The following is a 24556-nucleotide window of genomic DNA, read 5'->3' on the forward strand; positions in this document are numbered from 1 at the left end:
TCCACAGTTCCAGAGGGGTCCGACAGCGTCATGGAGATTTCGGACCGTCCCGCCCACGGCTGTCGGCCCCGGTTGAGACCATGGGGCCGTGGGCGGCAGCGACGGAGACAGGGCGACGTCCGGACTCGATCCCGAGCAGTCCCAGGCCGTCCTCGCCCCGCGCGGTCCGGTGTGCGTCCTGGCCGGCGCGGGCACCGGCAAGACCCGCACGATCACGCGACGGATCGCCCACCTCGTCTCCGCCGGTCACGTGCAGTCCGGGCAGGTCCTGGCCGTCACGTTCACCGCGCGGGCCGCGGGGGAGATGCGTACCCGGCTGCGCGACCTCGGGGTCGGCGGCGGGCCCGGGCAGCCGCCGGTCCAGGCGCGCACGTTCCACGCCGCGGCGCTGCGCCAGCTGCGCTACTTCTGGCCGCGCGTGGTCGGCGGCGCGCCGTGGGAGGTGCTCGAGGGCAAGCTGCGCCTCGTCGGGCAGGCCGCCCAGCGCGCCGGGGCGCCCACCACCCGCGAGTCGTTGCGCGACCTCGCGAGCGAGATCGAGTGGGCCAAGGCCTCGCTCGTCCCGGCGTCGGACTACGCGGCCGCGGCGGGCAAGGCCGCCCGCGACGTGCCGGCGCCGGTCGAGCAGGTCACCGCCGTGTACGAGACCTACGAGGCGCTCAAGAACCGCGCCGAGGTGCTCGACTTCGACGACCTCCTGCTGCACACCGCCGCCGCGCTCGAGGAGCACCCCGAGGTCGCCCATGAGTTCCACGAGCGCTACCGCTGCTTCGTCGTCGACGAGTTCCAGGACGTCACGCCGGCCCAGCACCGCCTGCTGCGGGCCTGGCTCGGCGGGCGCGACGACCTCACCGTCGTCGGCGACGCCAACCAGACGATCTACTCGTTCGCCGGGGCGAGCCCGTCGTACCTGCTCGAGTTCCCCCGGGTCTTCCCCGAGGCGACGGTCGTGCGCCTGGTGCGCGACTACCGCTCCACCCCGCAGGTCGTCTCGGCCGCGAACACGGTGATCGGCGCGGCGCGCGGGCGCGCGGCCGGGTCGCGGCTGCGCCTCGAGGGCCAGCGCCCGCCCGGCCCCGACCCCGACTTCGCCGAGCACGACGACGAGCCCGCCGAGGCCGCGGCCGTCGCGGCGGCGATCCGCGAGCTGGTCGACGACGGGGTGCCGCCCGCCGAGATCGCCGTGCTCTACCGCGTCAACGCGCAGTCCGAGGTCTACGAGACCGCGCTCGGTGACGCCGGCATCGCCTACCAGGTGCGCGGCGGCGAGCGGTTCTTCCAGCGCACCGAGGTCCGCACCGCGATCGCCGCCCTGCGCACCGCCGCGTCGCGCGCGCCCGAGGAGGCCACCGGCGCCGGGATGGTCACGCTGGTGCGGGCGGTGCTCGGCGAGCAGGGGCTCACCGACGAGCCGCCGGCGGGCGCGGCCGGGCAGGGCGCCGCGCGCCAGCGCTGGGAGTCGCTGCGGGCCCTCACCGAGCTCGCCGAGGAGCTCGTCGCCGCCGTGCCCGACGCCGACCTCGCGGCGTTCCTCGCCGAGCTGCAGACCCGCGCGCAGGCCCAGCACCCGCCGACCGTGCAGGGCGTCACGCTCTCCTCGCTGCACGCCGCCAAGGGCCTGGAGTGGGACGCGGTGTTCCTCGTCGGCCTCACCGACGGCACGCTGCCCATCCAGCACGCCGACGGCGACGACGACGCGATCGAGGAGGAGCGGCGCCTGTTCTACGTCGGCGTCACCCGCGCCCGCGTGCACCTGCGGCTGTCGTGGGCGCTGTCGCGCAACGCCGGCGGGCGTCGCTCGCGGCGCCGCAGCCGCTTCCTCTACGGCCTCGTGCCCGAGGAGCACCCCGCGGCGCGCGTGCCCACCGGCCGCGACAACGGCGGCTCCCGGGGCAAGCCGGCGTGCCGCGTGTGCGGGAAGCCGCTGCCCGACGCGGCGTCGGCGAAGCTCGGCCGCTGCAGCACGCACCCCTCGGACATCGACGAGACGCTGCTCGAGGCCCTCAAGGTCTGGCGCTCGGCGGAGGCGAAGTCCCGCTCGGTGCCCGCGTACGTCGTGTTCACCGACGCGACGCTCATCGCGCTCGCCGAGCAGCGCCCGCACGACCCCTCGGGCCTCGTCGCCATCCCGGGCATCGGCTCGTCGAAGCTCGAACGCTACGGCGACGACGTCCTCTCCCTCGTGCGCGAGCACGCGTCGTAGCTCAGGAGAGCGCGGCCCGACCCGTGCGGGACCGTCCGTGTCCGGTCCGAGGATCTCCGGGAAAGTTTCCGAAAATGCGTTGCCCGGTTCCCGGGGCCGCCCTACCGTCGATCACACACCGGCGCACGAGGCTGCCGGTCGGGCGGTTCTCCGCCGCGTGGTGACCCAGGAAGGGGGCTCGTGACGATGGACAACGTGACTCTCGCGGGCACCGGTCGCCACGTCGCGAGCTGGCGTGCCGTCACGGGCACGGCGTCGTTGATCGACGCCGTCGTGGCGTGCGAGCCGCAGGGGATGCCGAAGACGCAGCGCCCCCGCGTCGCCGAGCGCGATCAGTACCTCCCGACCTTCGTCCCGCAGCGACCGTCCGCAGCCTCGCGGTGGAGCCCCTGAGCCCAGGAGCGCCACCGACACGACCCACGAGGCCGCGGACCCGCATCAGGGACCGCGGCCTTCGTCGTCTCTCCAGGACACGACTCCCCCGCGGTCCCGGCCCCCGCCGACCCGCCCACCGGAGGTAGACCGTGTCCCCCGCCGGACTCGCCGTTCGTCCGACCGCCCCCGAGACCGGAATCGAGACCCCCGACGTCGACCTGTTCGACGCCCTGACCATCGTCGACGACCTCCCGTGCCGGATCTCCGGCGAGGACCTGTGGTTCTCCGACCGACCCGCCGACCTCGAGCGGGCGAAGGCCCTCTGCGTGGACTGCCCCATCCGGCGCACCTGCCTGGCCGGGGCGATGGAGCGGCGGGAGTACTGCGGCGTGTGGGGCGGCGAGATCTTCGACCGGGGTGCCGTGATCGCCCGGAAGCGGCCCCGGGGCCGGCCGTCGAAGGCCGACCTCGCCCGCGACGCCGAGCTCGCCGCGGCCCGGGCGGCCGCCGGGGTCGCCTGAGGCCCGGTCCGCCGGGTCCCGGGGGGAGCGAGGGTCACCCTCGCTGCGTGCCACGCAGCGAGGGAGTCCCTCGCTGCACGCACCCGGGGACCCGGCCCCGGACCCCCTCGCGAGGGGGAGAGGGGGGCCGGTGCGCCCTGGTCGATGCCGGCGTGCGCACCGGGCCCCTGAGGACCGGGCGGCTAGGCGAAGCCCGGCTGCCACTCCTCGAAGACGCCGCGCAGCGGGATCTCCGCATCGAGCTGGCACAGCACCGCGACCGACGCGAGCGTCACGCGGTGCACGAGCAGGTATTGCGGGGGCAGGTTCAGCCCGCGCCCGGTGGTGAACTCCGGGCGGCGCAGGTCGCCGAGCCGGTCGGCCTGGCCCCGCAGCCACGCGCGCGTGAAGTGGAACTTCTCGGTGCGCAGGGGGTCGGTCAGCGGCCCCAGGTAGGCGATGGCCTCCTCGGGGCCCATGTCCACGCCGGGCAGCACGAAGTTCAGCTCGCGCAGGAGCTCGAGGAGCTCGTCGGAGCGGTCCTCGACAGCCAGGCGCAGCATGGCGCCGAGCTCGCGGGGCAGGCCGTCGGGCAGGCGCGCGACCGCGCCGAAGTCGATGACGCACAGGCGCCCGTCGGGCAGGATCTGGAAGTTCCCCGGGTGCGGGTCGGCGTGCAGCAGCCCCACCCGCGCGGGCGAGGAGAAGTGGAACCGCGAGAGCAGCAGGCCGACGCGGTCGCGCTCCTCGGGCTCGCCGGCGCGGATGATCGCCGACAGCGGCGTGCCGGTGACCCACTCCGAGACCATCGCCTTCGGCGCCGACGCCACCACGCGCGGGACGACCACGTCGGCGTCGCCCTCGTAGGCGGCGGCGAAGGCGCGCTGGGCGTCGGCCTCGTCGCGGTAGTCGAGCTCCTCGGCCATGCGGTCGCGCAGCTCGGAGAGCAGGGGCTTGATCTCCATGCCCGGCACGAGCGGCTGCACCATGCGGCTGAAGCGCTGCAGCTGGCGCAGGTCGGCCATCACGGCCTCCTGCGCGCCCGGGTACTGCACCTTGACGGCCACGTCGCGCCCGTCGTGCCACACCGCGCGGTGCACCTGCCCGATGCTCGCCGCGGCGGCCGGGGTGTCGTCGAACTCGAGGAAGCGGTCGCGCCACCCGCGCCCGAACTGCTCGGCGAGCACCCGGTGGGTACGCGCGGCCGGCATCGGCGGCGCCGCGGTCTGCAGGCGGGTCAGGGCCTCGCGGTAGGGCTCGGCGAGCTCGTCGGGCACCGCCGCCTCGAACACCGACAGGGCCTGGCCGAACTTCATGGCCCCGCCCTTGAGCTCCCCGAGCACGGCGAAGAGCTGCTCGGCGCCGCGGCGCGCGACGTCGGCGGAGATCTGACCCTGGTCGCCCCCGGCGAGCCGACGGCCCCAGCCCGCCGCGGTGCGGGACGCGAAGCCCAGCGGGAGCGAGGCCAGCCGCGCCGACCGCTGGACCGACCGGCGGGGGATGTCATCGGTCACGCCCCCGATTCTCCCCCGTGCCGAGCGTGACGGCGCGATCAGGTCACGCCGCTCCCGCCGTCGTGGTGCCCGGCGTGGCCCTGACCAGGACGGTCGTGCCCGGCGTGACCTCGGCCCCACCCGTGCCGCGCCCCCGGCGGCCCGCGAGCCCGCCGCAGCCGCAGTCGGGGTGGCGCCGGACGGGCCGGACCCGGCGCGTGCCGCCGGCGGCGAGCACGAGCACCGCACCCCGGGACGCGGGGACGCCGCCGTCGAGGGCCGCGAGGACCTCGCCGGCCCCCAGCGCGGCCGTGGCCGCGGCCAGGGCCACCGGCACGGCATCGCGCCGACCCACCAGCTCGGCCGCCACCCGGGGCCACGCGTGGTCCGCGTCGGCGCGGGCGAGGTCGTCGCAGCGCAGGCAGGGCGTCGTCCCCGGCACGACGAGGGGCCCGACGGTGCCGACGCCGTCGAGCGCGGCGACGGGCAGGTGCGCGCGCCCGTCCAGGACGAGCCGCTGGGCGGCCAGCGGGTCGGGCCGGGCGCCGTCCGCGAGGACGACGAGATCGGCCCGCGCGGACAGCCACCGCCGCGCCGCGGGCGGTCCGGGCGACGGCGCGCCGGCCCGCGCCACGGCGTCCTGCGCGGCCCGCTCCGCGGGGCGGCCCACGTCCCCGGCGAGCAGCCCGGTGCCGACGTCGTCGCGCGACACCGTGCCCGCGGCCTCGACGAGGACCCGGCCGACCCCGGCCGCCGCGAGCAGGCAGGCCACCGACACCGCGATGCGCCCGGCGCCCCGGACCAGCACCCGCCGCCGCGACGGCGGGGCCGCCGGGGCGGCGAGCAGGCCGGCGGCGTGCAGGCGGTCGAGGAGGTCGCGGGCGGCGGTCGGCGAGGCGCCGGCGGCCACGGCGTCGGCCAGCACCCGCGCGGGCGGGCGGGTGCCGTCGAGGGTCTCGACCATGCGGACGAGCGGCGGGGTCAGGCCGTCCACGACGAGCACGTCGGACGGCCCGGCGCCGAACTGCAGGACGTCGGGGGCCCGGTGCAGCGCCGGGAGGCGGAGGCGGGGGCGGTCGGGGAGCGGGGCGGGGGGAGTGAGGAGCACACCTGGTTCGACGCACCGGCAGGCCCTCCGGATCCGCCTTCTACGCTCCCGGTGTGGTCGATCCGCGTCCCGAGGTGGAGGTCCGCCGCAGCCGGCGCCGGAAGCGCACCGTCGACGCCCACCGCGAGGGGTCGACGGTGGTCGTCAACATCCCGGCGTCGATGTCCCGGGCCCAGGAACGGCAGTGGGTCGAGGAGATGCTGCGCCGCCTGGAGCGCGCCGACGCCCGCCGCCGGCCCGGGCGCCGGGCGGGCGACGCGGACCTCGCCGCGCGGGCCGACGCGCTGGCGGCCGCGCACCTCGACCCGATCGCGCCCGACGGTGCGTGGCCGCGCCCGGCGTCGGTGCGCTGGACGAAGCCGATGCGCACCCGCTGGGCGTCGTGCACGCCGGCGGACGCGACGATCCGGATCGGCGAGCGGCTCCGCGAGGTCCCCGGGTGGGTGCTCGACCACGTCCTGGTGCACGAGCTCGTGCACCTGCGCGAGCCGCACCACGGCCCCGCGTTCCGGGCCGCCGAGGCGGCCTACCCGCGCAGCGAGCGCGCGATCGGCTACCTCGAGGGCCTCGCGGCCGGCGCCGGCCTGCCGATCACCGACACCGACGGCGGGGACGCCGACGAGGACTCCGACTAGCCGCCCTTGCCCTCGTCGTCGGGCCGCTCCTTCGCCTCCTGCTCGGCCTTCATCTCGGCCTCGAGGCGGGCCAGCGGGTCGTCGAGGTCGGAGAAGCTCTCGCCGCTCTTCGGGGCGGCGCCCTCCTCCGAGGGCGCGACAGAGCGGCGCTCGCCGACGAACGACGAGGGGTCGTCGAGGTCGTCGGCGGTGGGCATGAGGTCCGGGTGGGCCCACACCGCGTCGCGGCCCTCGATGCCGCGCTCGTCGGTGAGGCGGCGCCACAGGGTGGCCGCGTCGCGCAGGCGCCGCGGGCGCAGCTCGAGCCCGACCAGCGTCGCGAACGTCTGCTCGGCGGGCCCGCCGGAGGCGCGGCGGCGGCGCAGCGTCTCGCCGAGCGCGACGGCACCGGGCAGGCGGTCGCCCACCGCGTCGGCGACGACGACGTCGACCCAGCCCTCGACCAGCGCGAGCAGCGTCTCGAGGCGCCGCAGCGCCGCCTTCTGCGACTCGGTGGTCTGCGGCTCGAACATCCCCGAGCTCATGAGCTCCTGGAGCGAGGCGGGGTTGGTGGGGTCGACCTCGCGGGCGAGCTCCTCCATGCGCGAGGTGTCGATCGAGATGCCGTGCGCGAACTCCTCGACGGTGGCGAGCAGCCGCTGGCGCAGCCACGGCACGTGCCCGAACAGGCGCTGGTGGGCGGCCTCGCGCGCGGCGAGGAAGACGAGCACCTCGCCGGCCGGGCGGTCGAGGCCCTCGGTGAAGGTCGCGATGGCGGCGGGCAGCAGCGCCGCGGTGCCCTCGGGGCCGAGGGGGAGGCCGACGTCGCTCGAGGTCAGCACCTCCTTGGCCAGCTGGGCGAGCCCCTGGCCGAGCTGCGAGCCGAAGGCCATGCCGCCGACCTGCGAGATCATCCCGAGCATCGGGCCCGCCATCTGGCGGGCCTCCTCGGGCAGGCCCTCGACCCATGCGCCGGCGACGCGCTGCGCCACCGGGTCGCACAGGCGCTGCCAGGTGGGCATCGTCGTGTCGATCCACTGCGCGGGCGACCACACGACGACCTGCGAGGCGCCCGAGGGCAGCGTCGTGGCGTCCTCGAGCCACAGCTCGGCGAGGCGCACGGACTCCTCGGCGGCGCGCTGCTGCTCGCCGGTCGGCGCCTTCTTGCCCTCCGCGCCGAGCTGCTGGTGCGCCATCTGGGCCGCGAGCTTGTAGTTCACCGGTCCCTCGGCGCCCGGCCCGGACGACTGGGACAGCATCTGCCCGAGCTGGGTGAGCATCTGGCCGAGCTGACCCATGTCGAAGCCGCCGGGCCCGCCCGCACCGCCGGGCAGGCCCATCCCGGGACCGAAGCCGAAGCCACCGCCTCCCTGACCGCCACCGGATCCGGAGCGGCGGGACTCGTCGTCAGGGTCGGACGGCCCGAAACCGAAGGGCAGGTCACTCATGGTGTCGACGGTACGCGGCCCCGCGGCTGATCGGGGGCCCGAGCACGCTCCCGGGGCACGCTCACGGCGAACACCCAGGAAGCTCCCAGGGACGCCGCAGGAACCGGCCCGGAGCGGACGGCCGACGTCCCCGCACGGCGGGCACACCCCCGGTCACTACCCTGTCCGGCCGTGACCCGGTTGCGCGCGACCTTGGCGCTCGGACTCGTGCTGGCCGGGGTGCTGGGACTCCTCGGCGCGACGGTGCGGGTGCCGTTCGTGGCGCTCGGGGACGGCCCCACGTTCGACGTGCTGGGCACCGGGCAGGACGGCCGCACGGTCGTGGACATCTCCGGCCCGGCGCCGGTCTACCCGACGAGCGGGCAGCTGCGGATGACCACGGTCGCGGTGACGACGCAGGTCACGCTGTTCGGCGCGATGGCGATGTGGGCCTCGGGCAACGAGCAGGTGCTGCCGCGCGAGTCGGTCTACCCGCCCGGGCGCTCCAGCGAGCAGGTCGACCAGGAGAACACGCGTCAGTTCGCGCAGTCGGAGACCGACGCCGAGGCCGCGGCGCTGCGCTACCTCGGCTACCCGACGGCGGTGCAGGTCGGCTCGGTGCTCGACAACTCGCCGTCGGCGGGCCTGCTCGCTCCCGGCGACCGGATCGTCGCCGTCAACGGGCGCCCGGTGACGACCCCGCAGGAGGTCGTCGACGCGCTGGCGCCCACGCGGCCGGGGCAGGCGGTCACCGTGACCGTCCAGCGCGGCCCGCTCGGCGCCCCCGGCCCGCGCACCGACGTCACCGTCGTCGCGGCCGCCCGCCCGGACGGCGACCCGCGCGGCTTCCTCGGCGTCACGCCGACGAACATCGTCGACTCCCCGGTCGACGTGCGGATCAGCCTCGGCGACATCGGCGGGCCCTCGGCCGGGCTGGTGTTCGCGTCGGCGATCGTCGACAAGCTCACGCCCGGCGACATCACCGGCGGCCACGTCGTCGCGGGCACCGGGACGATCGACGCGCTCGGCCGCGTCGGGGACATCGGCGGCATCCGCTTCAAGATGGACGCCGCGCGCCACGACGGCGCAGAGGTCTTCCTCGTGCCGGCGGGCAACTGCGCCGAGGCCGTGGCCGAGGCGCCGGAGGGGCTGACGCTCGCCCGCGTCGGGACGCTGGGCGAGGGGATCGCGGCCCTGGAGGCGGTCCGGGCCGGGCGCACGCCGGCCCCGTGCTGACGCGCGTGCCGGATCCGGCGCCGCACCCGTGACGTCCCTGGTGAGCGCCGGGCCCGATGGTCGAGCTCCGCTCCGCTCCGTCTCCGAGCAGGGCGGGAGGGATCCGGACATGCCGGGCCACGTCAACCCCACACCGTGTTCGTAGAGTGGCCACCGCACGCCCGGGTCCGCCCGCGCGTGGACGACCCCCTTTCTCAGGAGTGTGACCCCGTGGCCAACCGGCCTCCGACGGCGACCCCCCAGCTGTCGCGACGCACGAAGACGCTGCTGATCGTCGGCGTGGTGGCGCTCGTCGTGCTGCTGGGCGGGGCCCGCCTGGTCGATGTCTACGTCGACTGGGCCTGGTTCGGCGAGGTCGGGTTCCGCGGGGTCTTCACGACGATCCTGTGGACCCGCGTGCTGCAGTTCGTGTTCGCCGCCGCGCTGATGGGCGGCCTGCTCGCGCTCAACCTCGTCATCGCCTACCGGGTGCGCCCGGTGTTCGTCCCCGTCGCGGCCGCCGGCACCGCGGAGGACCCGGTGGCCCGCTACCGCACCGTGGTGCTCGCGCGGCCGCTCTGGTTCGCGGTCGGCATCCCCGCGGTCGTGGCCCTCATCGCCGGGCTCTCGGCGCAGGCCGACTGGCAGACCTTCCAGCTCTTCCTCAACGCCACGCCGTTCGGCATCCCCGACCCGGTCTTCGGGCACGACGTCTCGTTCTACGTCTTCGCGCTGCCGTTCTACCGCTCGATGCTGAGCTGGCTGTTCGTCGCGGTCGCGGTCAGCTTCATCGCCGCGCTCGTCGCCCACTACCTCTTCGGCGGCATCCGCCTGGCCGGGCGCAACGGCGCGGTCGCGCCGGCCGCCCGCGCGCACCTCGCCGTCCTCGCCGGGGTGTTCGTGCTGCTCAAGGCGGTCGCGTACTTCTTCGACCGCTACGAGCTGCTGTTCAGCGACCGCAAGGCGGCCGAGGGCGGCGCCAACTTCTTCGGTGCCACCTACACCGACCTCAACGCCGCGATGCCGGCCAAGCTCATCCTGCTGATCATCGCGGTGATCTGCGCCGCCGCCTTCTTCTCGGCGGTCGTGCTGCGCAACCTCCAGATCCCGGCGATCGCGCTGGCCCTGCTGGTGCTGTCGAGCGTGCTCGTCGGCGCGGCGTGGCCCGCGGTGCTCGAGCAGGTCTCGGTGCGCCCGAACGCGATCGACCGCGAGGCGCAGTCGATCTCCTGGAACATCGCCGCGACCCGCCAGGCGTTCGGGCTCACCGACGTCAGCGTCATCCCGTACGCCCCGCAGGTCGCGTCGGCGAACGGCTCCGCGGCCGCGCCGCCGCAGGACATCGCCAACAGCCAGGCGACGCTCGACAACATCCGCATCCAGGACCCGTCGCGGCTCAACCGCACCTTCGCGGTGCAGCAGCAGCTGACGAACTTCTACAGCTTCTCGCCGGACCTGGACATCGACCGCTACACGGTCAACGGGCAGCGCCAGGACTTCGTGCTCGCCGCCCGCGAGATCAACCCCGACGCCCTCATCGGCAACCAGCAGGACTGGATCAACCGCCACCTCGTCTACACGCACGGGCAGGGCCTCGTCTCGGCCCCGGCGGACCGCGTGAACGTCCCCAGCAACGCCGAGGCCAGCCAGGGTGGTCTGCCGCAGTTCGAGGTCAGCGACTCGTCCAACCCCGGCCCGTTCGGCTTGAGCCCCGACGGCGCCCGCATCTACTACGGCGAGTTCGTCGGCGGCACCGACGACTACGCGATCGTCGGCGGCAACCCCGGCTCCGCGCCGCGGGAGTTCGACGGCCCCGGGCGGCCGGCCACCGCCTACACCGGCCCGGGCGGCGTGCCGCTGGGCAACTGGGCGTCGCGCCTGATCTTCGCCGCGGCCTACGGCGAGCGGAACATCCTGTTCAACGGATCGATCGGCTCCGACTCGCGCATCCTCTACAACCGCACGCCGATCGAGCGCGTCCAGAAGGTCGCGCCGTGGCTGCGCACCGACGTCGACCCGTACCCGGCGGTCGTCGACGGCCGGATGCAGTGGATCGTCGACGGCTACACGACGCTGCCGCGCTACCCGTACGCCCAGCAGGTGGGCCTCGGGGAGGCCACCGCCGACTCGCTGCGGCCCGCCGGCTCGCCCGGGTCCGCGGGCTACATGCGCAACTCGGTGAAGGCCACCGTCGACGCCTACAGCGGCGAGGTGCGGCTCTACCAGGTCGACGACCAGGACCCGGTGCTGCGGACCTGGATGAACGTCTTCCCCGACGTGGTCCGCCCCGAGGCGGAGGTGCCGGACGCCCTGCGGGCGCACTTCCGCTACCCGGAGGACATCTTCAAGGTCCAGCGCGACCTGCTCACGCGGTACCACGTGGAGAACCCGCGCGACTTCTTCTCGACCCAGAATTTCTGGACGGTGCCCGAGGACCCGACGCGCGAGAGCAACGCGTCGATCCCGCCGTACTACCTGCTCGCGGGCGACCCGCGGCCGGGGGCGGCGCCGGACACCCAGTTCCAGATGTCGAGCACGCTGCTCGCGCTCTCACGGCCCAACCTGTCGGCCTACCTGTCGGTGAGCTCGGAACCGGAGAGCTACGGGCGCATGACCGTGCTGGAGCTCCCGGCGCAGCTCACCGGCGACCAGCGCGGACCGCAGGGCCCCCAGCAGGTGCAGGCCGAGCTGCTGACGAGCAACTCGGTGAACCAGGGCCTGTTCCCGCTGCGGCAGTCGGGCACCCCGGTCCAGGTGCAGTACGGCAACCTGCTGACACTGCCGGTGGCGGGCGGGCTGCTCTACGTGGAACCGATCTACGTCGAGCGCAACGCCCAGACCTCGTTCCCGCAGCTGTTCGGTGTCATCGCCCGGTTCAACAACGGCGACATCGGCTACGCGCCCACCTTGCAGGGCGCCCTGCAGGCGGCGTTCCAGGGCGTGCCGCTGCCGCCGGGGCTCAACGTCCCGGGGCTGGGCGCGACCTCCCAGTCGCCCACGCCGGCACCCGGCGCCAACACCGGCGCGGGCCCCCTCCCCGGCGGGGCTCCGGGGCAGGCGCTGAGCCCGCAGCTCACGCAGGCCGTGACGGCGATGAACGACGCCCTGGACCGCCTGGCCCAGGCGCAGGCCGCCCGGGACTTCCGGGGCATCGGTGACGCCGAGGCGGCGCTGGACAGCGCGATCGCCCAGTTCCGCTCGGCCACCGGCGCCACGCCGACGACACCGGCGAACGCCGGCGGCTGAGGTCGCCCGGCACCCACCCCCCTCCCCGGAGCGGGGTGGGTGCCGGTGTACCGTGGTCATCACAACGCAGCGCGGGGTGGAGCAGCTCGGTAGCTCGCTGGGCTCATAACCCAGAGGTCACAGGTTCGAATCCTGTCCCCGCTACGACACCGGCGTCGGAGTGCTCTCCGGCCGCCGGGATCCCCCGGCCCAGGGCGACGGGCCACCCGACGCGGGGTGGAGCAGCTCGGTAGCTCGCTGGGCTCATAACCCAGAGGTCACAGGTTCGAATCCTGTCCCCGCTACGCGGCACCAAGGCCCCCGACCGGTCACCCGGTCGGGGGCCTTCGTCGTTCGCGGGGTTCTCGTCGTGCGGGGATGGCCCGGTGATCACGAGCACTCGGTGCGCCCCGGGCGTCGTGGCGGGACCCTGAGGTGCTCCTGATCTCTCCGGGGGCTCGGCGAACCGCGCGACGCCCCCCGGCGAGGTTCGGGCGGTGGGCGCCCGTCGCCCGTCTGTGCGAGCGAAGGTGCCCTTCGGTCAGCGCGGCGCGCCCGGGTCCGCGACCCCCGGCGGTGGGCGGAAGGTGCCGTCGGCTCCGGGCGTCAGGTCGTGCACCGCGACCACTGCGTCGAGGGACAGCGGGCCGTACACGTGCGGGAACCACGGGCCGCGGGGGTCCTCGCCGCCGCCGGCACCGACGCCCGGTTCCCAGCGCACCGGCACGTCGAGGCGCGCGGGGTCGACCACGAGCACGACCACGTCGGACCGGCCCGCGAACAGGCGCGTCGCGGGCAGGTGGACGGTGCCGGGGTCGGAGCAGTGCACGAAGCCCACGTCGTCGAGCGACGGCGGACACCGGGCGCCCTCGGCGCGCGCCGCATCGAGCTCGGCGCGCGTGCAGAGATGGAGGATCACGGCGCCCAGGATCCCCGACGTCAGCCCGTCGGCGCGTTCACGCGGGTCGGCCGGTGGGCCTCCCAGCGCCACACCTTCACCCGGCGCGCCCCGTTCGGACCGCTCTCGTCGCGACGGCGCGACTGCACGCGGACCAGGCCGTTGGCGGTCAGCACGCTGGCCGCGGGCGCCCGCTCGGGCAGCGTGTGGGCGACGATCGTCTGGACCGCCGGGTCGGAGAACGCGCGGGCGACCAGCGCGCGCGTCATGGCCGTCGCCCAGCCCCGGCCCTCGAAGGGCGGGAAGGTCCAGAACGCGATCTCGAGCCGCCCGTTGCGCAGGGGTCCGCTGAACCCGCAGGTGCCGACCACCTGGTGGTCCCGGGGATCGATCGCCAGGAACGTCCGCGGATGCATGACGGCCGGGATGCCGCCCGCGGGGGTGTCGCACGCGGCCGGTGCGCCGAACGAGGCGCCGTCGCCGCTCTCGCTGCGCAGCACCGCCTCCACGAGCGGCTCGACACCGACGGTGCGGAGCTCGGCCAGGCCTGGGGCTCCGGGCTCCGTCAGTCGTTCGTCGACGGGCACCAGGACGACCACCGGACCTCCAGCCGTTCACATCACAACAACCGACAGCGACGCTCGACCGTAGCCAATGCGGGTGGCGGGCGGGAGCGCACCCATGGTGTCCGGCGGGGCGGCCGGGGGAGCCACCACCCGGGCCGTGGCCGGCGACCCGGACGGATCAGGCACTCTGGAGACATGGAGCTCGCCCGCATGCTGGTGTACTACGCGCTGTTCGTGCTGTGGCTGTTCATCGTGGGCCGGCTCGTGGTCGAGATCGTCCGCAGCTTCGCGCGCGACTGGCACCCCGCGGGCGGCACCGCGGCGGGCCTCGAGGTGCTCTTCATGGTGACCGACCCGCCGGTGAAGCTGCTGCGCCGCCTCATCCCGGCCGTGCGCATCGGCAACATCAGCCTCGATCTGTCGATCATGATCCTGCTGCTGGTGACGTTCATCCTCATGCGGGTCGTCGACCCCCGCTGAATACTCACCGGACGCCTGCTGAACATCCTCGGCGGCTGCCCTCCACCCCGGACGTCCCGAGCGGGCGCCCCACCACCGGAGCTGCCACTGTGTCCCCCGTGAGCCCCGTGCGCGACCTCGTCACGTTCGTCTCCTCGGCCGTCCGCTCGCCGGCCGTCATCGGCGCCGTCGCCCCCAGCGGCCGCGCGCTCTCCGACCTGCTCGCCTCGGTCGCCCCCGCCGAGGGCCGGCCCGTCGTCGTCGAGCTCGGCCCGGGTACCGGCGTCGTCAGCGTCGCCCTGCGCCGCCGCCTGCCCGAGGGCGCCCGCCACATCGCCGTCGAGATCGACCCGGGCATGGTCGAGCACCTGCGGCGGACGCGCCCGTGGCTCGAGGTCGTGCAGGGCGACGCCGCCGACCTGCAGAAACTGCTCGCCGACGCGGGGGTCCACCAGGTCGACGCGGTCATCAGCGGCCTGCCGTGGACGCTGTTCCCGGAGTCGGCGCAGCGGGGGATCATCGACCAGGTCACCAAGGTGCTCGCCCCCGGCGCGGCGTTCACCACGTTCGCCTACAGCCACGTCACGCGCCTCCCCACCCAGCGCCGCTTCCGCGGGGTGCTCGAGGAGGCGTTCAGCGAGGTCACCGTCACGCCGACCGTGTGGCGCAACCTGCCGCCGGCGCTGGCCTACCAGTGCCGGCACCCCCGGGAGCGGGACTAACCGGTCGACCGGGCCGCCACCCGCGGCCCGATGCCCGCGACCGAGAGGTCGGCGGGCACCGTGGCGTCGCAGAAGTCGGTGAGCAGCGCCGCGAAGCGGTCGGGTTCGTCACAGTGCGGGAAGTGACCGGCGCCGCCGAAGAGCTCGAGACGCCCGTGCGGGACCAGCGCGGCCGCGCGACGCGCGTGCCCGACGGGGATCACGGGGTCGCGGTCGCCCCAGACGATCATGGTGGGCAGACCCTCGGTGAGGTAGAGCCGCTCGGTGCCGCTGACCCGCTGGCCCCCCGGCCCGATCACGGCGCGGACGGTGTCGACGAACGCGTCGAGGTGCGCCCGTTCGGTGAGCGACGCGGCGTGCCGCGCGATCTCGCGCAGCGACACCGCCTCGGCGCCCAGGGAGGGCAGCGCCGCGGCCAGGCGCAGCCCCCGGACGCCCAGGTCGAGCAGGCCCGTCGAGGCGAGCACGGGCAGCACCCACTCCGCGCCGGGCAGGGCGGCCAGGCGCAGCACCGGGCTCACCCCGCGTCCGAGGCCACCGGACGAGACCAGGACGAGCCGCGAGCACATCTCCGGGAACTGGTAGGCGAACTGCATCGCCACCCCGCCGCCCAGCGAGTGCCCGACGACGGTGACGCGCCGGTGGCCGAGCACCGCGAGCAGGTCGCGCAGCCCGTTGGCGTAGGCGCCGAGCGAGTAGTCGCCGCCGACCCCGGCCGACTCGCCGTGGCCGAGCAGCTCGGGGGCGAGCAGCAGGCGGTCGCAGCCCGAGCGCTCGAAGGCCTCGAGCACCGGCGTCCAGGTCTCGGCGCTGCCCGCGATGCCGTGCACGAGGACGACGACCTCCGGATCGTCGTCACCGACGACCTCCGGGCACGCCTCGACGTACGACATCTGCTGGCCGTGCAGGGTGCGGGTCCGGCGCGTAGCGGTCATCGATGATCATCCTGTCCCTCTCGGCGCCGACGGGCGTCAAGGTGCCCGGAGGCCTTCCGGCACAATCCCGACACGATGTCCGGAGCCCGCCGCGCCCCCGTGCTGGTCGCCGTCCTGACCGCCGTGCTCGCCGCGTGCGGGGGGCAGCCCGCCCCACCGGCCGCGCCCGCCCCCGCGGACACGCCGAGCGCCCGCGCCGCGGCACCGAGCGCGGCGCCCGCGCCCGCCGACCCCGCCGCGGCGTGCGTCCAGCAGGCCCTGGACGGCCTCGACACCCGCGGGCGCGCCGCGCAGCTGATCATGGCCGGGGTGCCCGCCGACGGCCTGACCGGCGCCGGGCGCGCCGCGCTCGCCGCGGGGGCCGGCGGGGTGATCCTCACAGACGCCGCGGGCGGCGAGGCCTCCGCCGCCCAGGTGGCGGCGACGACGCGCGCGGTGCAGCAGGCCGCGCGCCTGCCGGTGACGGTCGCCACCGACCAGGAGGGCGGCAAGGTCCAGGACCTCAAGGGCGCCGGCTTCACGCGCATCCCGTCGGCGACCGCGCAGGGACGCGACGTCGCCGGCCTGCGCGAGGAGGCCGAGGGCTGGGGCCGCGAGATGTCGGAGGCCGGGGTGACGCTGGACCTCGCGCCGGTCGCCGACGTCGTCGACCCCGCCCTCGGCAAGGCCAACGAGCCCGTCGGCGCCCTCGACCGCGGCTTCGGCACCGACCCGCGCCGGGTCGGCCAGGCGGTCACCGCGTTCGTCGAGGGGCTGGACGCGGGCGGTGTCGACGCCACCCTCAAACACTTCCCGGGCCTGGGGCGGGTGCGCGAGAACACCGACTTCGCCGGCGCCGCCGACAGCCGCACCGGCGTCGACGACCCGGGCCTCGCGTCCTTCCGCGCCGGCATCGCCGCCGGTGCGCCCGTGGTGATGATGTCCTCGGCGGTCTACGAGCGGATCGACCCCGAGAACCGCGCCCTGTTCTCCCGCGACGTGATCACCGACCTGCTGCGCGGGCGCCTCGGGTTCACCGGCGTCGTCACCACCGACGACGTCGGCGCGGCCCGCGCGGTGGCCGACGTCCCGGTCGGGCAGCGGGCCGTGCGCTTCGTGGCGGCCGGCGGCGACCAGGTGCTGACGATCGAGCCGGGCGACGTCGAGCCGATGGTCGACGCGCTGGTCGAGGCGGCCGACGAGCCCGCGTTCGCCGCGCGCGTCACCGAGAGCGCGCGCCGCATCCTGGCCCTGAAGGCCGGGCGCGGCGTGCTGCGCTGCGCCCCGTAGCACGGTCACTGGCTGGTATCGCTCGCCGGGCGAGCGATACCAGCCGGTAACCGCTGTCGCGCAGGGACCGGGAGCATCTGCCAGAGTGGCGCCGTGGATCTGAGCTACACCGCGGAGGAGGAGCAGTTCCGCACCGAGCTGCGGGACTGGCTCTCGGCGAACATCCCGCCCGAGTGGGCCGAGCCCGGCTTCTGGCGCTCGCTCGACGACGCCGAGTCGTTCCGGCTGCGCCGGGAGTGGGAGGCGTCCAAGACGGCCGCCGGCTTCTCCGGCATCCAGTGGCCGACCGAGTACGGCGGCCGCGGCGGGACGCCGGGCATGAAGGCGATCTACGACGAGGAGATGGTCCGCGCCCACGCGCCGCAGACCGTCAACACCCTCGGGCTGACCTTCCTCGCGCCGACGGTCATGGCCATCGGCACCCCGGAGCAGAAGGCCGAGATCATCGGGCCGATGCTGCGCAACGAGGTGATCTGGTGCCAGGGCTTCTCCGAGCCCGGCGCCGGCTCCGACCTCGCCGCGGTGGCGACCCGCGGGGTCCGCGACGGCGACGACTACGTCGTCAACGGCCAGAAGATCTGGACCACCAACGCCATGCACGGCGACAAGATCTTCACGATCGTGCGCACCGAGGCGGGCTCGGAGCGGCACAAGGGCCTGTCGATGATGCTGATCGACATGAACCAGCCGGGCGTCGAGGCCCGGCCGCTCAAGCAGATGAGCGGGGCCAGCGAGTTCGGCGAGGTGTTCTTCACCGACGCCCGCGTCCCCGTCGCCGACTGCCTCGGCGAGATCGGCCAGGGCTGGCGTACCGCGATGCTGCTGCTCTCCTTCGAGCGCGGCGCCTCGGGCGTCGGCCAGTACACCGAGTTCCGCCGCCAGTACGACGAGATCGTCGAGCAGGCCCGGCGCTTCGGGCGCTCGGACGACCCGGTGGCGCGTCAGAAGCTGGCGAACTGCCTGGTCGAGCTCGAGTGCCTGCGCTACCACGCGATGCACATCCTCACCCAGGTCGAGCAGGGCCGTGACCTGGGCTCGGAGTCGTCGATGACCAAGCTGCAGTGGTCGGAGACGTTCCAGGACCTGTGGGAGGCCTTCGACGACGTCCTCGGCCCCGAGGCCTCGCTGGAGCGCCCCCGCCCCGACGTCGACCTCGCCCCGTTCCAGGCCCAGGCCATGTGGTCGCGGTCGGTGACCATCTGGGGCGGCTCGTCCCAGGTCCAGCGCAACATCGTCGCCGAGCGCGTGCTCGGCCTGCCGCGGTAGAGGAGCCCCAGCCCGTGTTCTTCGCGCTGACCGACGAGCAGCAGGCGTTCGCGGAGACGGTCCGCGACTTCGTCGCCGACCGCTTCGACCTCGACGCCGTGCGTGCGGTCGTCGAGGACCCCGACGGTGACGGCCACCCGCTGACGCTGTGGAAGGGCCTCGCCGACCAGGGCGCGCTCGCCGTCCTCGTGCCCGAGGAGCACGACGGGCTCGGCCTCGGGCTGCTCGACGCCCAGGTGATCGCCCGCGAGCTCGGGCGCGCGGTCGCTCCCGGCCCGTGGACGACGTCCGTGCTCGCGGCCGAGGCCCTGCGCCTCGCCGGGTCGCCCGAGCAGCAGGCCGCCTGGCTGCCGGCCCTGGCCGCGGGCGAGACCGTCGGCACCGTCGCGCTGCGCGGCGAGGCCGGGTCGTGGGACGGCCGCGGCATCACCGTGGACGCGTCGGGCGAGCGGCTGTCGGGCACGGCCTCGCCCGTCGACTACCCCGCGGTCGCGGGCCTGTTCGTGGTCGCCGCGACCGACGCCGAGGGCGCCCCGGGGCTGTACCTCGTGGAGGCGGGAGACGCAGCGGAGCGGAGCTCGACCACGGGGGAGGGCGCGCAGGGCCTGGCGATCCGTGATCAGCGGACCTACGACGGCACGGCGCGCGTCGGGGCGGTCGAGCTCGCCGACACCCCGGGCGAGCTCCTCACCGGCGGCACGCTGTCGGGCGGCCGGGCCGTGGACGCGCTCATGGCGCGCGGTGCGGTGCTGACCGCGGCGGACCTCGTCGGCGGCGCCCGCGAGGCCCTCACCCGCACGATCGACTACGACCGCGACCGCAAGCAGTTCGGCGTGCCCGTCGGGTCGTTCCAGGCCATCAAGCACACGATGGCCGACCTGCACGTCGGCGTGACGATGGCCGAGCACGCGGTGCTCTTCGCCGCCCACGCGCTCGACACCGACGACCCGGGCGCCGCCATCGCGGTGGCGGTGGCCAAGGCCAAGGCGGCCGACGCCGCGTGGGCCGCGACCGGCGCGATGATCCAGTTCTTCGGCGGCATCGGCTTCACCTGGGAGCACGAGGCGCACTTCTTCTACAAGCGCGCCCGCCGGCGGGCCCCGCTGTTCGGGTCCGCGGACGAGCACCGCGAGCGGCTCGCGGCGCTGACCATGGACTGAACGGGCCCCGGCGCCCTACCGCGACGGTGTGGGCAGCAACCGCGTCAGGGCGGACCGCGCCACCGCGTCGAGCTCCGCCACGTCCATCCCGGTCCGGCCCAGCGCCATGACCCCGAGCTGGGCGGCGAGGACCGCGCGAGCGATCCCGGCGGGATCGGCGCCGGGGTCGACGTCGCCCTCGCGCTGCGCCCGCGCGAGCGCCTCGGTGAGGATCGCGGTGATCGCGTCGTAGCTGCGGCGGGCCTCGGCGGCGACGTCCGGGGTGCTGGTGGCGAGCTCGGCGGTGCTGTTGGCCAGCAGGCAGCCCCGCCGCGCGGCGGCCCCGGTCGGGTCGCCGGCCACGCCGAGCACGAACTCGCGCACCACGTCGACCCCGCGTGGCGCGGCGTCCAGACGCTCGCGCAGCCCCCGCAGGTTCGCATCGTCGTAGTCGCGCAGCACGCGCAGGAACAGCCGGTGCTTGTCCCCGAAGGCGCCGTAGAGGCTGCCCTTGCCCAGCCCGCTCACGCGCAGCAGGTCGTCCATCGACGTCGCCGCGTAGCCCTTGTCCCAGAACTCGTCGCGGACGGCCAGGACGACGCGGTCCTCGTCGAACTCCCGGGGGCGGGGCACACCTCGACGGTACGAGTTCTGGACCCGACAGGCCAGAACCCGTCGACGAGATATTGACCGACCGGTCCAGATCGGGCACGGTGTTCTGGACGGCATGGTCAAGAACTCCGAGGAGGTGGACGGCATGGCCGTCCTCACGGACAAGGTCGCGGTGGTCACCGGCGGCAGCAGCGGGATCGGGCTCGCGATCGCGCGCGCCCTCCGCGACGAGGGCGCCCGGGTGTTCATCACCGGCCGGCGCCAGGAGTCGCTCGACACGGCGGTCGCCGAGCTCGGCGAGGACGTGACCGCCGTCGTCGGCGACGCCGCGGTGCCCGCCGATCTGGACGCCCTCTACGGGACCGTCCGGGAGCAGGCGGGGCACGTCGACGTCGTGGTCGCCAACGCCGGGATCGGCATCGACGCCCCGTTCGGAGAGGTGACCGAGGAGCAGGTCGACGCCCAGTTCGCCACCAACGTCAAGGGAACGATCTTCACCGTCCAGGGGGCGCTGCCGCTGCTGCGGCGCGGGGCCTCGGTCATCGTGACCGGCTCGACCGCCGCGACACGGCCGCAGCCGGGCCTCGAGGTCTACGCGGCGACCAAGGCCGCGCTGCACAACCTGGTCCGCGGCTGGGCCCACAGCTCGCGCCGGTACGGCTTCCGCGTCAACGTGCTCTCGCCGGGGATGGTGCCGACACCGGGTCTGCTCGACCTCGTCCCCGCGGAGGTCCGGGCGCAGACCGAGGACACGATCCCCCTGGGCCGGATGGGGACGCCCGAGGAGATCGCCGCCGCCGCCGTGTTCCTGGCGTCGGACGCGTCGAGCTACGTCAACGGCTCCGTGCTCGCCGCCGACGGCGGCGTCGCGCAGGTCTGACGCTCCCGGGGCGTCGGAGGGGCGGTGGCACGCAGTCGGTGTCGACTGACCGGCCCCGACCCCTTGTCGTGATCTCGGTCACTCGGGTGGACTGAGCGTGTCGGCGCGATGACGGGCCCGGACACGCGAGGTGGTCGCCATGAGTGGGACGAAGGCGGGCGACTCCGCCCGGAGAGCACGCAACGGGCGGGCGGGTGAGCTGGCCCCGGACGACCCGGCCGCCCTGCGCTCGGTGGCGATCGTCGGCCCCATGGCCGCGGGCAAGACGACGCTGGTCGAGGAGCTGCTGGCCGCCGCCGGCGCGATCCCGCGGGCGGGGTCGGTCGCGGCCGGCACCACGGTCACCGACCACGACCCCGACGCCCGCCGCCAGCAGCGGTCGGTGGCGCCGGCCGTCGCGTCGCTGACCCACCGCGACGTGAAGATCAACCTCGTCGACACCCCGGGGTGCCCCGACTTCCTCGCCGAGGTCCGCGCCGGCCTGCGCGCGGCGGACGCGGTGCTGTTCGTCGTCGGGACCGCGGACGCCGCCGACGGCGTCGCCGCGCCCACCTCCGCCCTGCTCGCCGAGTGCCGGCGCGCGGGGCTGCCCGCGATGCTCGTGCTCAGCCGCCTCGACCACGCGCGCGCCGACGAGGCCGCCGCGCTGGCGACCTGCCGCGAGGTGGCGGCCGGGTCGGGCGAGGTGCTCGTGCCCGTGACCCGCACCGAGCGCGGCGCCGACGGCACCATCACCGTCCACCCGCTGCTCGCCGGGGACGCCCCCACCGCCGACGAGCCCGACGACCTGCGACGCGAGCTCGTCGAGGCCCTCATCGAGCAGAGCGAGGACGAGGCGCTGCTCGACGCCTGGATCGGGGGCGAGCCGGTGGCGCTCGACGCGCTGCGCGCCGACCTCGCCACCGCCGTGGCCCGCCGCTCGCTCATCCCCGTGGCCGGCGTGTGCGCGCCGGCCGGCGCCGGGCTCGACGCGCTGCTCGACCTCGTCGTCGACGCCGTCCCGCCCCCCACGGCGCACCAGCCGCTGCCCGCGCACGGCCCCGACGGCGCCGGGCACGCCCCCGTCGACCCGGACCCGGACGGCCCGCTCGTCGCCGAGGTGGTGCACACCGGCACGGATGCCCAGGGCAGCCGGGTGTCGCTGGTGCGCGTGTTCTCCGGCCGGCTGCGCCCGGACACGGCGATCACCGCGTGCGCCGACCCGCTGCGCATCCCGGCCCCGCGCGACGGAGAGGACCCCACGGGCACGGAGACCCCGGCGCGCGGCAGCGAGACCGTGCGGGTCAACCGGGTCTACGCCCCGCTCGGGGCGACGCTGCGCGAGATGCCGTGGTGCGTCGCGGGCGACGTGTGCGCGCTGACCCGGCTCGGGTCGGTGGCCACCGGCGACACGCTGTGCGCCGCCGAGGACCCCGTGGGGCTCGACGGCTGGGAGCTCCCCGAGGCGCTGCTGCCGGTCGCGGTGACCGCGGCCGACCGCTCGGCCCAGGACGCGATGGCCCGCGGCCTGGCGCGCCTCGCGGCCACCGAGACCACGCTGCGCGTCGAGCGCAACGAGGACACCCACCAGATCGTGCTGTGGTGCACGGGCGAGGCCCACGCCGACGTCGTGCTCGCCCGGCTGCGGGCCTCCGGCGCGAACGTCGAGGTCACCGACGTCGCCGTGCCCGAGCGCGAGACCATCGCGGGGCCCGCCACCGGGCTCGGACGCCACGTCAAGCAGTCCGGCGGGCACGGCCAGTTCGCGGTGTGCCGCATCGAGATCGAGCCGCTGCCGCGCGGGTCGGGCGTCGAGTTCGTCGACAAGATCGTCGGCGGCGTCATCCCGCGGGCCTACATCCCCGGCGTCGAGAAGGGCGTGCGCGCCCAGCTCGAGGCGGGCGTCACGCCGGGGCGGCCCGTCGTGGACGTGCGCGTGACGCTGGTGGACGGCAAGGCCCACAGCGTCGACTCCTCGGACCAGGCGTTCCAGACCGCCGGATCCCTCGCGATCAAGGAGGCGGTGGCCGCGGCGGGCACGGTGGTCATGGAGCGGCTCTACGAGGTCGAGGTGGAGGTCGACGACGGCCAGCTGGGTGCCGTGCTCGGCGACCTCGCGTCCCGCCACGGCCGCGTCGTGGGCACCGAGCCCGGCGAGCCCGGCCACACCCGGGTGCGCGCCGAGGTGCCGGAGCAGGCGCTGCTGCGCTACCCCGTCGACCTGCGCGCCCTGACCTCGGGCACCGCGAGCTTCACCCGGCGCTTCAGCCGCTACGAGCCGGTGGCGAGCGGCTGACCCCTTCCCCGCAGCGTGGGCGGATGGCTACCGTCCGCGCATGACGCAGACCCCACCCACCGCGTCCACGACCGAGCCGTCGCCGGACGCGGTGCGCCGGGTCGCCGTCGCGAGCCTCGTCGGCACGACGATCGAGTGGTACGACTTCTTCATCTACGCCAGCGCGGCGGGGCTGGTGTTCAGCCAGCTGTTCTTCACCGCGCTCGACCCGACCACCGCGCTGCTCGCCTCGTTCGCGACGATCGGCGTCAGCTTTGTGGCGCGCCCGCTCGGCGGGGTGATCGCGGGCCACCTCGGCGACCGGCTGGGGCGCAAGGGCATGCTCGTCGCCACCCTGCTGATCATGGGGTTGGCGACGACGGGCGTCGGCCTGCTGCCCACCTACGCCTCGATCGGCGTGGCCGCGCCGATCCTGCTGCTCGTGCTGCGCCTGCTGCAGGGGCTGTCCGCCGGCGGCGAGTGGGGCGGCGCGGCGCTGATGGCCGTCGAGCACGCCCCGCCCGGCCGGCGCGGCTTCTTCGGCACCTATCCGCAGGTGGGCGTGCCCATCGGGCTGATCCTCGCCAACCTCGTCTTCCTCACAGTGTCCACGACCACCACGCGCGAGCAGTTCCTGTCCTGGGGCTGGCGCATCCCGTTCCTGCTCTCGATCGTGCTCGTCGGCGTGGGGTTCTTCGTGCGCCTCAAGGTCGACGAGAGCCCGGTGTTCGAGCACCTCCGCGACCAGCGCGCCCGCCGCTCCTCGCCGATGCTCGCCGTGCTGCGCGACCAGCCGCGCGCGCTGCTCGTGGCCATCGGGCTGTTCATCGCCAACAACATGATCGGCTACCTGCTGATCGCCTTCATCACGTCGTACGGCACGCGCGTGCTCGGGCTGTCGAGCGCGACGATGCTCGCCGTCGGGATCGTCGGCGCCGTCGTGTGGGGCGTCGCGATCATGTGGAGCGGCGCGTGGTCCGACCGCGTCGGCCGGCGCCGCGTCTACCTCGTCGGGACGATCCTGCTGCTCGTCTGGTCGTTCCCGTTCTTCCTGCTGCTGGACACCGCGTCGCTGCCCTGGATGCTGCTCGCGGTCGCCGTGCTCGGCGTGGGGCTCGGGCTGACCTACGGCCCGCAGGCCGCGGCGTACGCCGAGCTCTTCCCGGCCGCCGTGCGCTACAGCGGCGCCTCGTTCGCCTACGCCGTCGGCGCGGTGCTCGGCGGCGGGTTCGCGCCGCTGGTGGCCCAGGCGCTGATCGGCGCGACGGGCACCTCGCTGTCGGTGTCGGTCTACATGGTGGTGGTCTGCCTCATCACGCTCGCCGCCGTGCTGGCGCTGCGCGAGGGCTCGGCGGCGGAGCGGGAGGCGTTCGTCGTCGGCGCCTGACCGGGTGGC

Annotated in this window: 21 protein-coding genes and 2 tRNA genes; 16 read left to right on the forward strand and 7 right to left on the reverse strand. The window is 75.2% G+C overall.

The features are described 5' to 3' along the window. Positions 1 to 88: 88 nt before the first annotated feature. From PHK61_RS05360 to PHK61_RS05370, 3 genes are all read left to right on the forward strand, one after another. Positions 89 to 2203, forward strand: a complete 2115-nt coding sequence (locus tag PHK61_RS05360; RefSeq protein WP_274279929.1) for an ATP-dependent helicase — start codon at positions 89 to 91, stop codon at positions 2201 to 2203. A 186-nt stretch (positions 2204 to 2389) separates the two neighbouring features. Further along, positions 2390 to 2596, forward strand: a complete 207-nt coding sequence (locus tag PHK61_RS05365; RefSeq protein WP_274279930.1) for a hypothetical protein — start codon at positions 2390 to 2392, stop codon at positions 2594 to 2596. A 179-nt stretch (positions 2597 to 2775) separates the two neighbouring features. Further along, on the forward strand, positions 2776 to 3099 hold the full coding sequence (locus PHK61_RS05370; RefSeq protein ID WP_274280034.1) for a WhiB family transcriptional regulator: 324 nt from the start codon (positions 2776 to 2778) through the stop codon (positions 3097 to 3099). Between the two features lie 182 nt (positions 3100 to 3281). Here the strand turns inward: PHK61_RS05370 and PHK61_RS05375 are convergent, their stop codons facing one another. Together PHK61_RS05375 and PHK61_RS05380 are read right to left on the reverse strand one after the other, a co-directional pair. Beyond that, positions 3282 to 4592, reverse strand: a complete 1311-nt coding sequence (locus tag PHK61_RS05375; protein WP_274279931.1) for an ABC1 kinase family protein — start codon at positions 4590 to 4592, stop codon at positions 3282 to 3284. Between the two features lie 43 nt (positions 4593 to 4635). Next, positions 4636 to 5679 (reverse strand): hypothetical protein, encoded by a 1044-nt coding sequence (locus PHK61_RS05380; RefSeq protein ID WP_274279932.1) that lies wholly within the window; start codon positions 5677 to 5679, stop codon positions 4636 to 4638. A 53-nt stretch (positions 5680 to 5732) separates the two neighbouring features. On the opposite strand from PHK61_RS05380, the gene PHK61_RS05385 reads away from it, so the two are divergent. Beyond that, positions 5733 to 6314, forward strand: coding sequence for a M48 metallopeptidase family protein (locus tag PHK61_RS05385; protein ID WP_274279933.1), 582 nt, complete (start codon positions 5733 to 5735; stop codon positions 6312 to 6314). Here PHK61_RS05385 and PHK61_RS05390 read toward each other — a convergent pair. Continuing rightward, positions 6311 to 7741 carry a zinc-dependent metalloprotease gene (locus tag PHK61_RS05390; protein ID WP_274279934.1) on the reverse strand — a complete coding sequence of 477 codons (1431 nt, stop codon included), beginning with the start codon at positions 7739 to 7741 and terminating at the stop codon, positions 6311 to 6313. The genes PHK61_RS05385 and PHK61_RS05390 overlap by 4 nt on opposite strands. A 171-nt stretch (positions 7742 to 7912) precedes the next feature. Here PHK61_RS05390 and PHK61_RS05395 point away from each other — a divergent pair, with 171 nt between their 5' ends. From PHK61_RS05395 to PHK61_RS05410, 4 genes are all read left to right on the forward strand, one after another. Next, complete coding sequence (locus tag PHK61_RS05395; protein WP_274279935.1) at positions 7913 to 8956, forward strand: YlbL family protein; 1044 nt, start codon at positions 7913 to 7915, stop codon at positions 8954 to 8956. Positions 8957 to 9166: 210 nt separating this feature from the next. Further along, positions 9167 to 12181 (forward strand): UPF0182 family membrane protein, encoded by a 3015-nt coding sequence (locus PHK61_RS05400; RefSeq protein WP_274279936.1) that lies wholly within the window; start codon positions 9167 to 9169, stop codon positions 12179 to 12181. Positions 12182 to 12251: 70 nt separating this feature from the next. Continuing rightward, positions 12252 to 12325 (forward strand) — tRNA-Met (locus tag PHK61_RS05405). 66 nt (positions 12326 to 12391) lie between these two features. Continuing rightward, positions 12392 to 12465, forward strand: a tRNA-Met gene (locus tag PHK61_RS05410). Positions 12466 to 12701: 236 nt separating this feature from the next. Here the strand turns inward: PHK61_RS05410 and PHK61_RS05415 are convergent. Both PHK61_RS05415 and PHK61_RS05420 read right to left on the reverse strand, forming a co-directional pair. Further along, complete coding sequence (locus PHK61_RS05415) at positions 12702 to 13079, reverse strand: DUF952 domain-containing protein (RefSeq protein ID WP_274279937.1); 378 nt, start codon at positions 13077 to 13079, stop codon at positions 12702 to 12704. A gap of 20 nt (positions 13080 to 13099) precedes the next feature. Beyond that, positions 13100 to 13657: a GNAT family N-acetyltransferase gene (locus PHK61_RS05420; protein WP_274279938.1), complete on the reverse strand. Its 558-nt coding sequence runs from the start codon at positions 13655 to 13657 to the stop codon at positions 13100 to 13102. A 162-nt stretch (positions 13658 to 13819) separates the two neighbouring features. Between PHK61_RS05420 and PHK61_RS05425 the strand changes: the two genes are divergently transcribed. After that, positions 13820 to 14104, forward strand: coding sequence for a YggT family protein (locus tag PHK61_RS05425; RefSeq protein WP_133827388.1), 285 nt, complete (start codon positions 13820 to 13822; stop codon positions 14102 to 14104). A gap of 98 nt (positions 14105 to 14202) precedes the next feature. Next, positions 14203 to 14805: a class I SAM-dependent methyltransferase gene (locus PHK61_RS05430; protein WP_274279939.1), complete on the forward strand. Its 603-nt coding sequence runs from the start codon at positions 14203 to 14205 to the stop codon at positions 14803 to 14805. Here PHK61_RS05430 and PHK61_RS05435 read toward each other — a convergent pair. Continuing rightward, positions 14802 to 15740: an alpha/beta fold hydrolase gene (locus PHK61_RS05435; protein ID WP_274279940.1), complete on the reverse strand. Its 939-nt coding sequence runs from the start codon at positions 15738 to 15740 to the stop codon at positions 14802 to 14804. The genes PHK61_RS05430 and PHK61_RS05435 overlap by 4 nt on opposite strands. Positions 15741 to 15815: 75 nt before the next feature. On the opposite strand from PHK61_RS05435, the gene PHK61_RS05440 reads away from it, so the two are divergent. The 3 genes from PHK61_RS05440 to PHK61_RS05450 all read left to right on the forward strand — a co-directional run bounded on the left by PHK61_RS05440 (position 15816) and on the right by PHK61_RS05450 (position 19435). Then, positions 15816 to 17009 carry a glycoside hydrolase family 3 N-terminal domain-containing protein gene (locus tag PHK61_RS05440; RefSeq protein WP_274279941.1) on the forward strand — a complete coding sequence of 398 codons (1194 nt, stop codon included), beginning with the start codon at positions 15816 to 15818 and terminating at the stop codon, positions 17007 to 17009. Between the two features lie 93 nt (positions 17010 to 17102). Further along, positions 17103 to 18275, forward strand: coding sequence for an acyl-CoA dehydrogenase family protein (locus PHK61_RS05445; RefSeq protein WP_274279942.1), 1173 nt, complete (start codon positions 17103 to 17105; stop codon positions 18273 to 18275). A gap of 14 nt (positions 18276 to 18289) precedes the next feature. Next, complete coding sequence (locus tag PHK61_RS05450) at positions 18290 to 19435, forward strand: acyl-CoA dehydrogenase family protein (RefSeq protein WP_274279943.1); 1146 nt, start codon at positions 18290 to 18292, stop codon at positions 19433 to 19435. A 15-nt stretch (positions 19436 to 19450) separates the two neighbouring features. Here the strand turns inward: PHK61_RS05450 and PHK61_RS05455 are convergent, their stop codons facing one another. Continuing rightward, positions 19451 to 20047: a TetR/AcrR family transcriptional regulator gene (locus PHK61_RS05455; protein ID WP_274279944.1), complete on the reverse strand. Its 597-nt coding sequence runs from the start codon at positions 20045 to 20047 to the stop codon at positions 19451 to 19453. Positions 20048 to 20171: 124 nt separating this feature from the next. On the opposite strand from PHK61_RS05455, the gene PHK61_RS05460 reads away from it, so the two are divergent. The 3 genes from PHK61_RS05460 (at position 20172) to PHK61_RS05470 (ending at position 24547) form a co-directional block, all read left to right on the forward strand. Continuing rightward, a complete protein-coding gene (locus PHK61_RS05460; RefSeq protein WP_274279945.1) occupies positions 20172 to 20906 on the forward strand; it encodes an SDR family NAD(P)-dependent oxidoreductase in 735 nt (244 codons plus the stop codon). Positions 20907 to 21045: 139 nt separating this feature from the next. Next, positions 21046 to 23181, forward strand: coding sequence for an elongation factor G (locus PHK61_RS05465; RefSeq protein ID WP_274279946.1), 2136 nt, complete (start codon positions 21046 to 21048; stop codon positions 23179 to 23181). 40 nt (positions 23182 to 23221) lie between these two features. Further along, the gene (locus PHK61_RS05470) at positions 23222 to 24547 is read left to right on the forward strand and encodes an MFS transporter (RefSeq protein WP_274279947.1); all 1326 of its coding nucleotides are present in this window, start codon (positions 23222 to 23224) and stop codon (positions 24545 to 24547) included. Positions 24548 to 24556 lie beyond the last annotated feature (9 nt).

The organism is Actinomycetospora lutea (assembly GCF_028737205.1).
GTDB lineage: Bacteria > Actinomycetota > Actinomycetes > Mycobacteriales > Pseudonocardiaceae > Actinomycetospora > Actinomycetospora lutea.

What these genes read in the sequence shown, in the direction of transcription:
- PHK61_RS05440 (WP_274279941.1), top strand. Translation starts at nt 15,816, where the DNA reads ATGTCCGGAGCCCGCCGCGCCCCCGTGCTGGTCGCCGTCCTGACCGCC.
- PHK61_RS05365 (WP_274279930.1), top strand. Translation starts at nt 2,390, where the DNA reads ATGGACAACGTGACTCTCGCGGGCACCGGTCGCCACGTCGCGAGCTGG.
- PHK61_RS05460 (WP_274279945.1), top strand. Translation starts at nt 20,172, where the DNA reads ATGGCCGTCCTCACGGACAAGGTCGCGGTGGTCACCGGCGGCAGCAGC.
- PHK61_RS05435 (WP_274279940.1), bottom strand. Translation starts at nt 15,740, where the DNA reads ATGACCGCTACGCGCCGGACCCGCACCCTGCACGGCCAGCAGATGTCG.
- PHK61_RS05425 (WP_133827388.1), top strand. Translation starts at nt 13,820, where the DNA reads ATGGAGCTCGCCCGCATGCTGGTGTACTACGCGCTGTTCGTGCTGTGG.
- PHK61_RS05390 (WP_274279934.1), bottom strand. Translation starts at nt 7,741, where the DNA reads ATGAGTGACCTGCCCTTCGGTTTCGGGCCGTCCGACCCTGACGACGAG.
- PHK61_RS05465 (WP_274279946.1), top strand. Translation starts at nt 21,046, where the DNA reads ATGAGTGGGACGAAGGCGGGCGACTCCGCCCGGAGAGCACGCAACGGG.
- PHK61_RS05470 (WP_274279947.1), top strand. Translation starts at nt 23,222, where the DNA reads ATGACGCAGACCCCACCCACCGCGTCCACGACCGAGCCGTCGCCGGAC.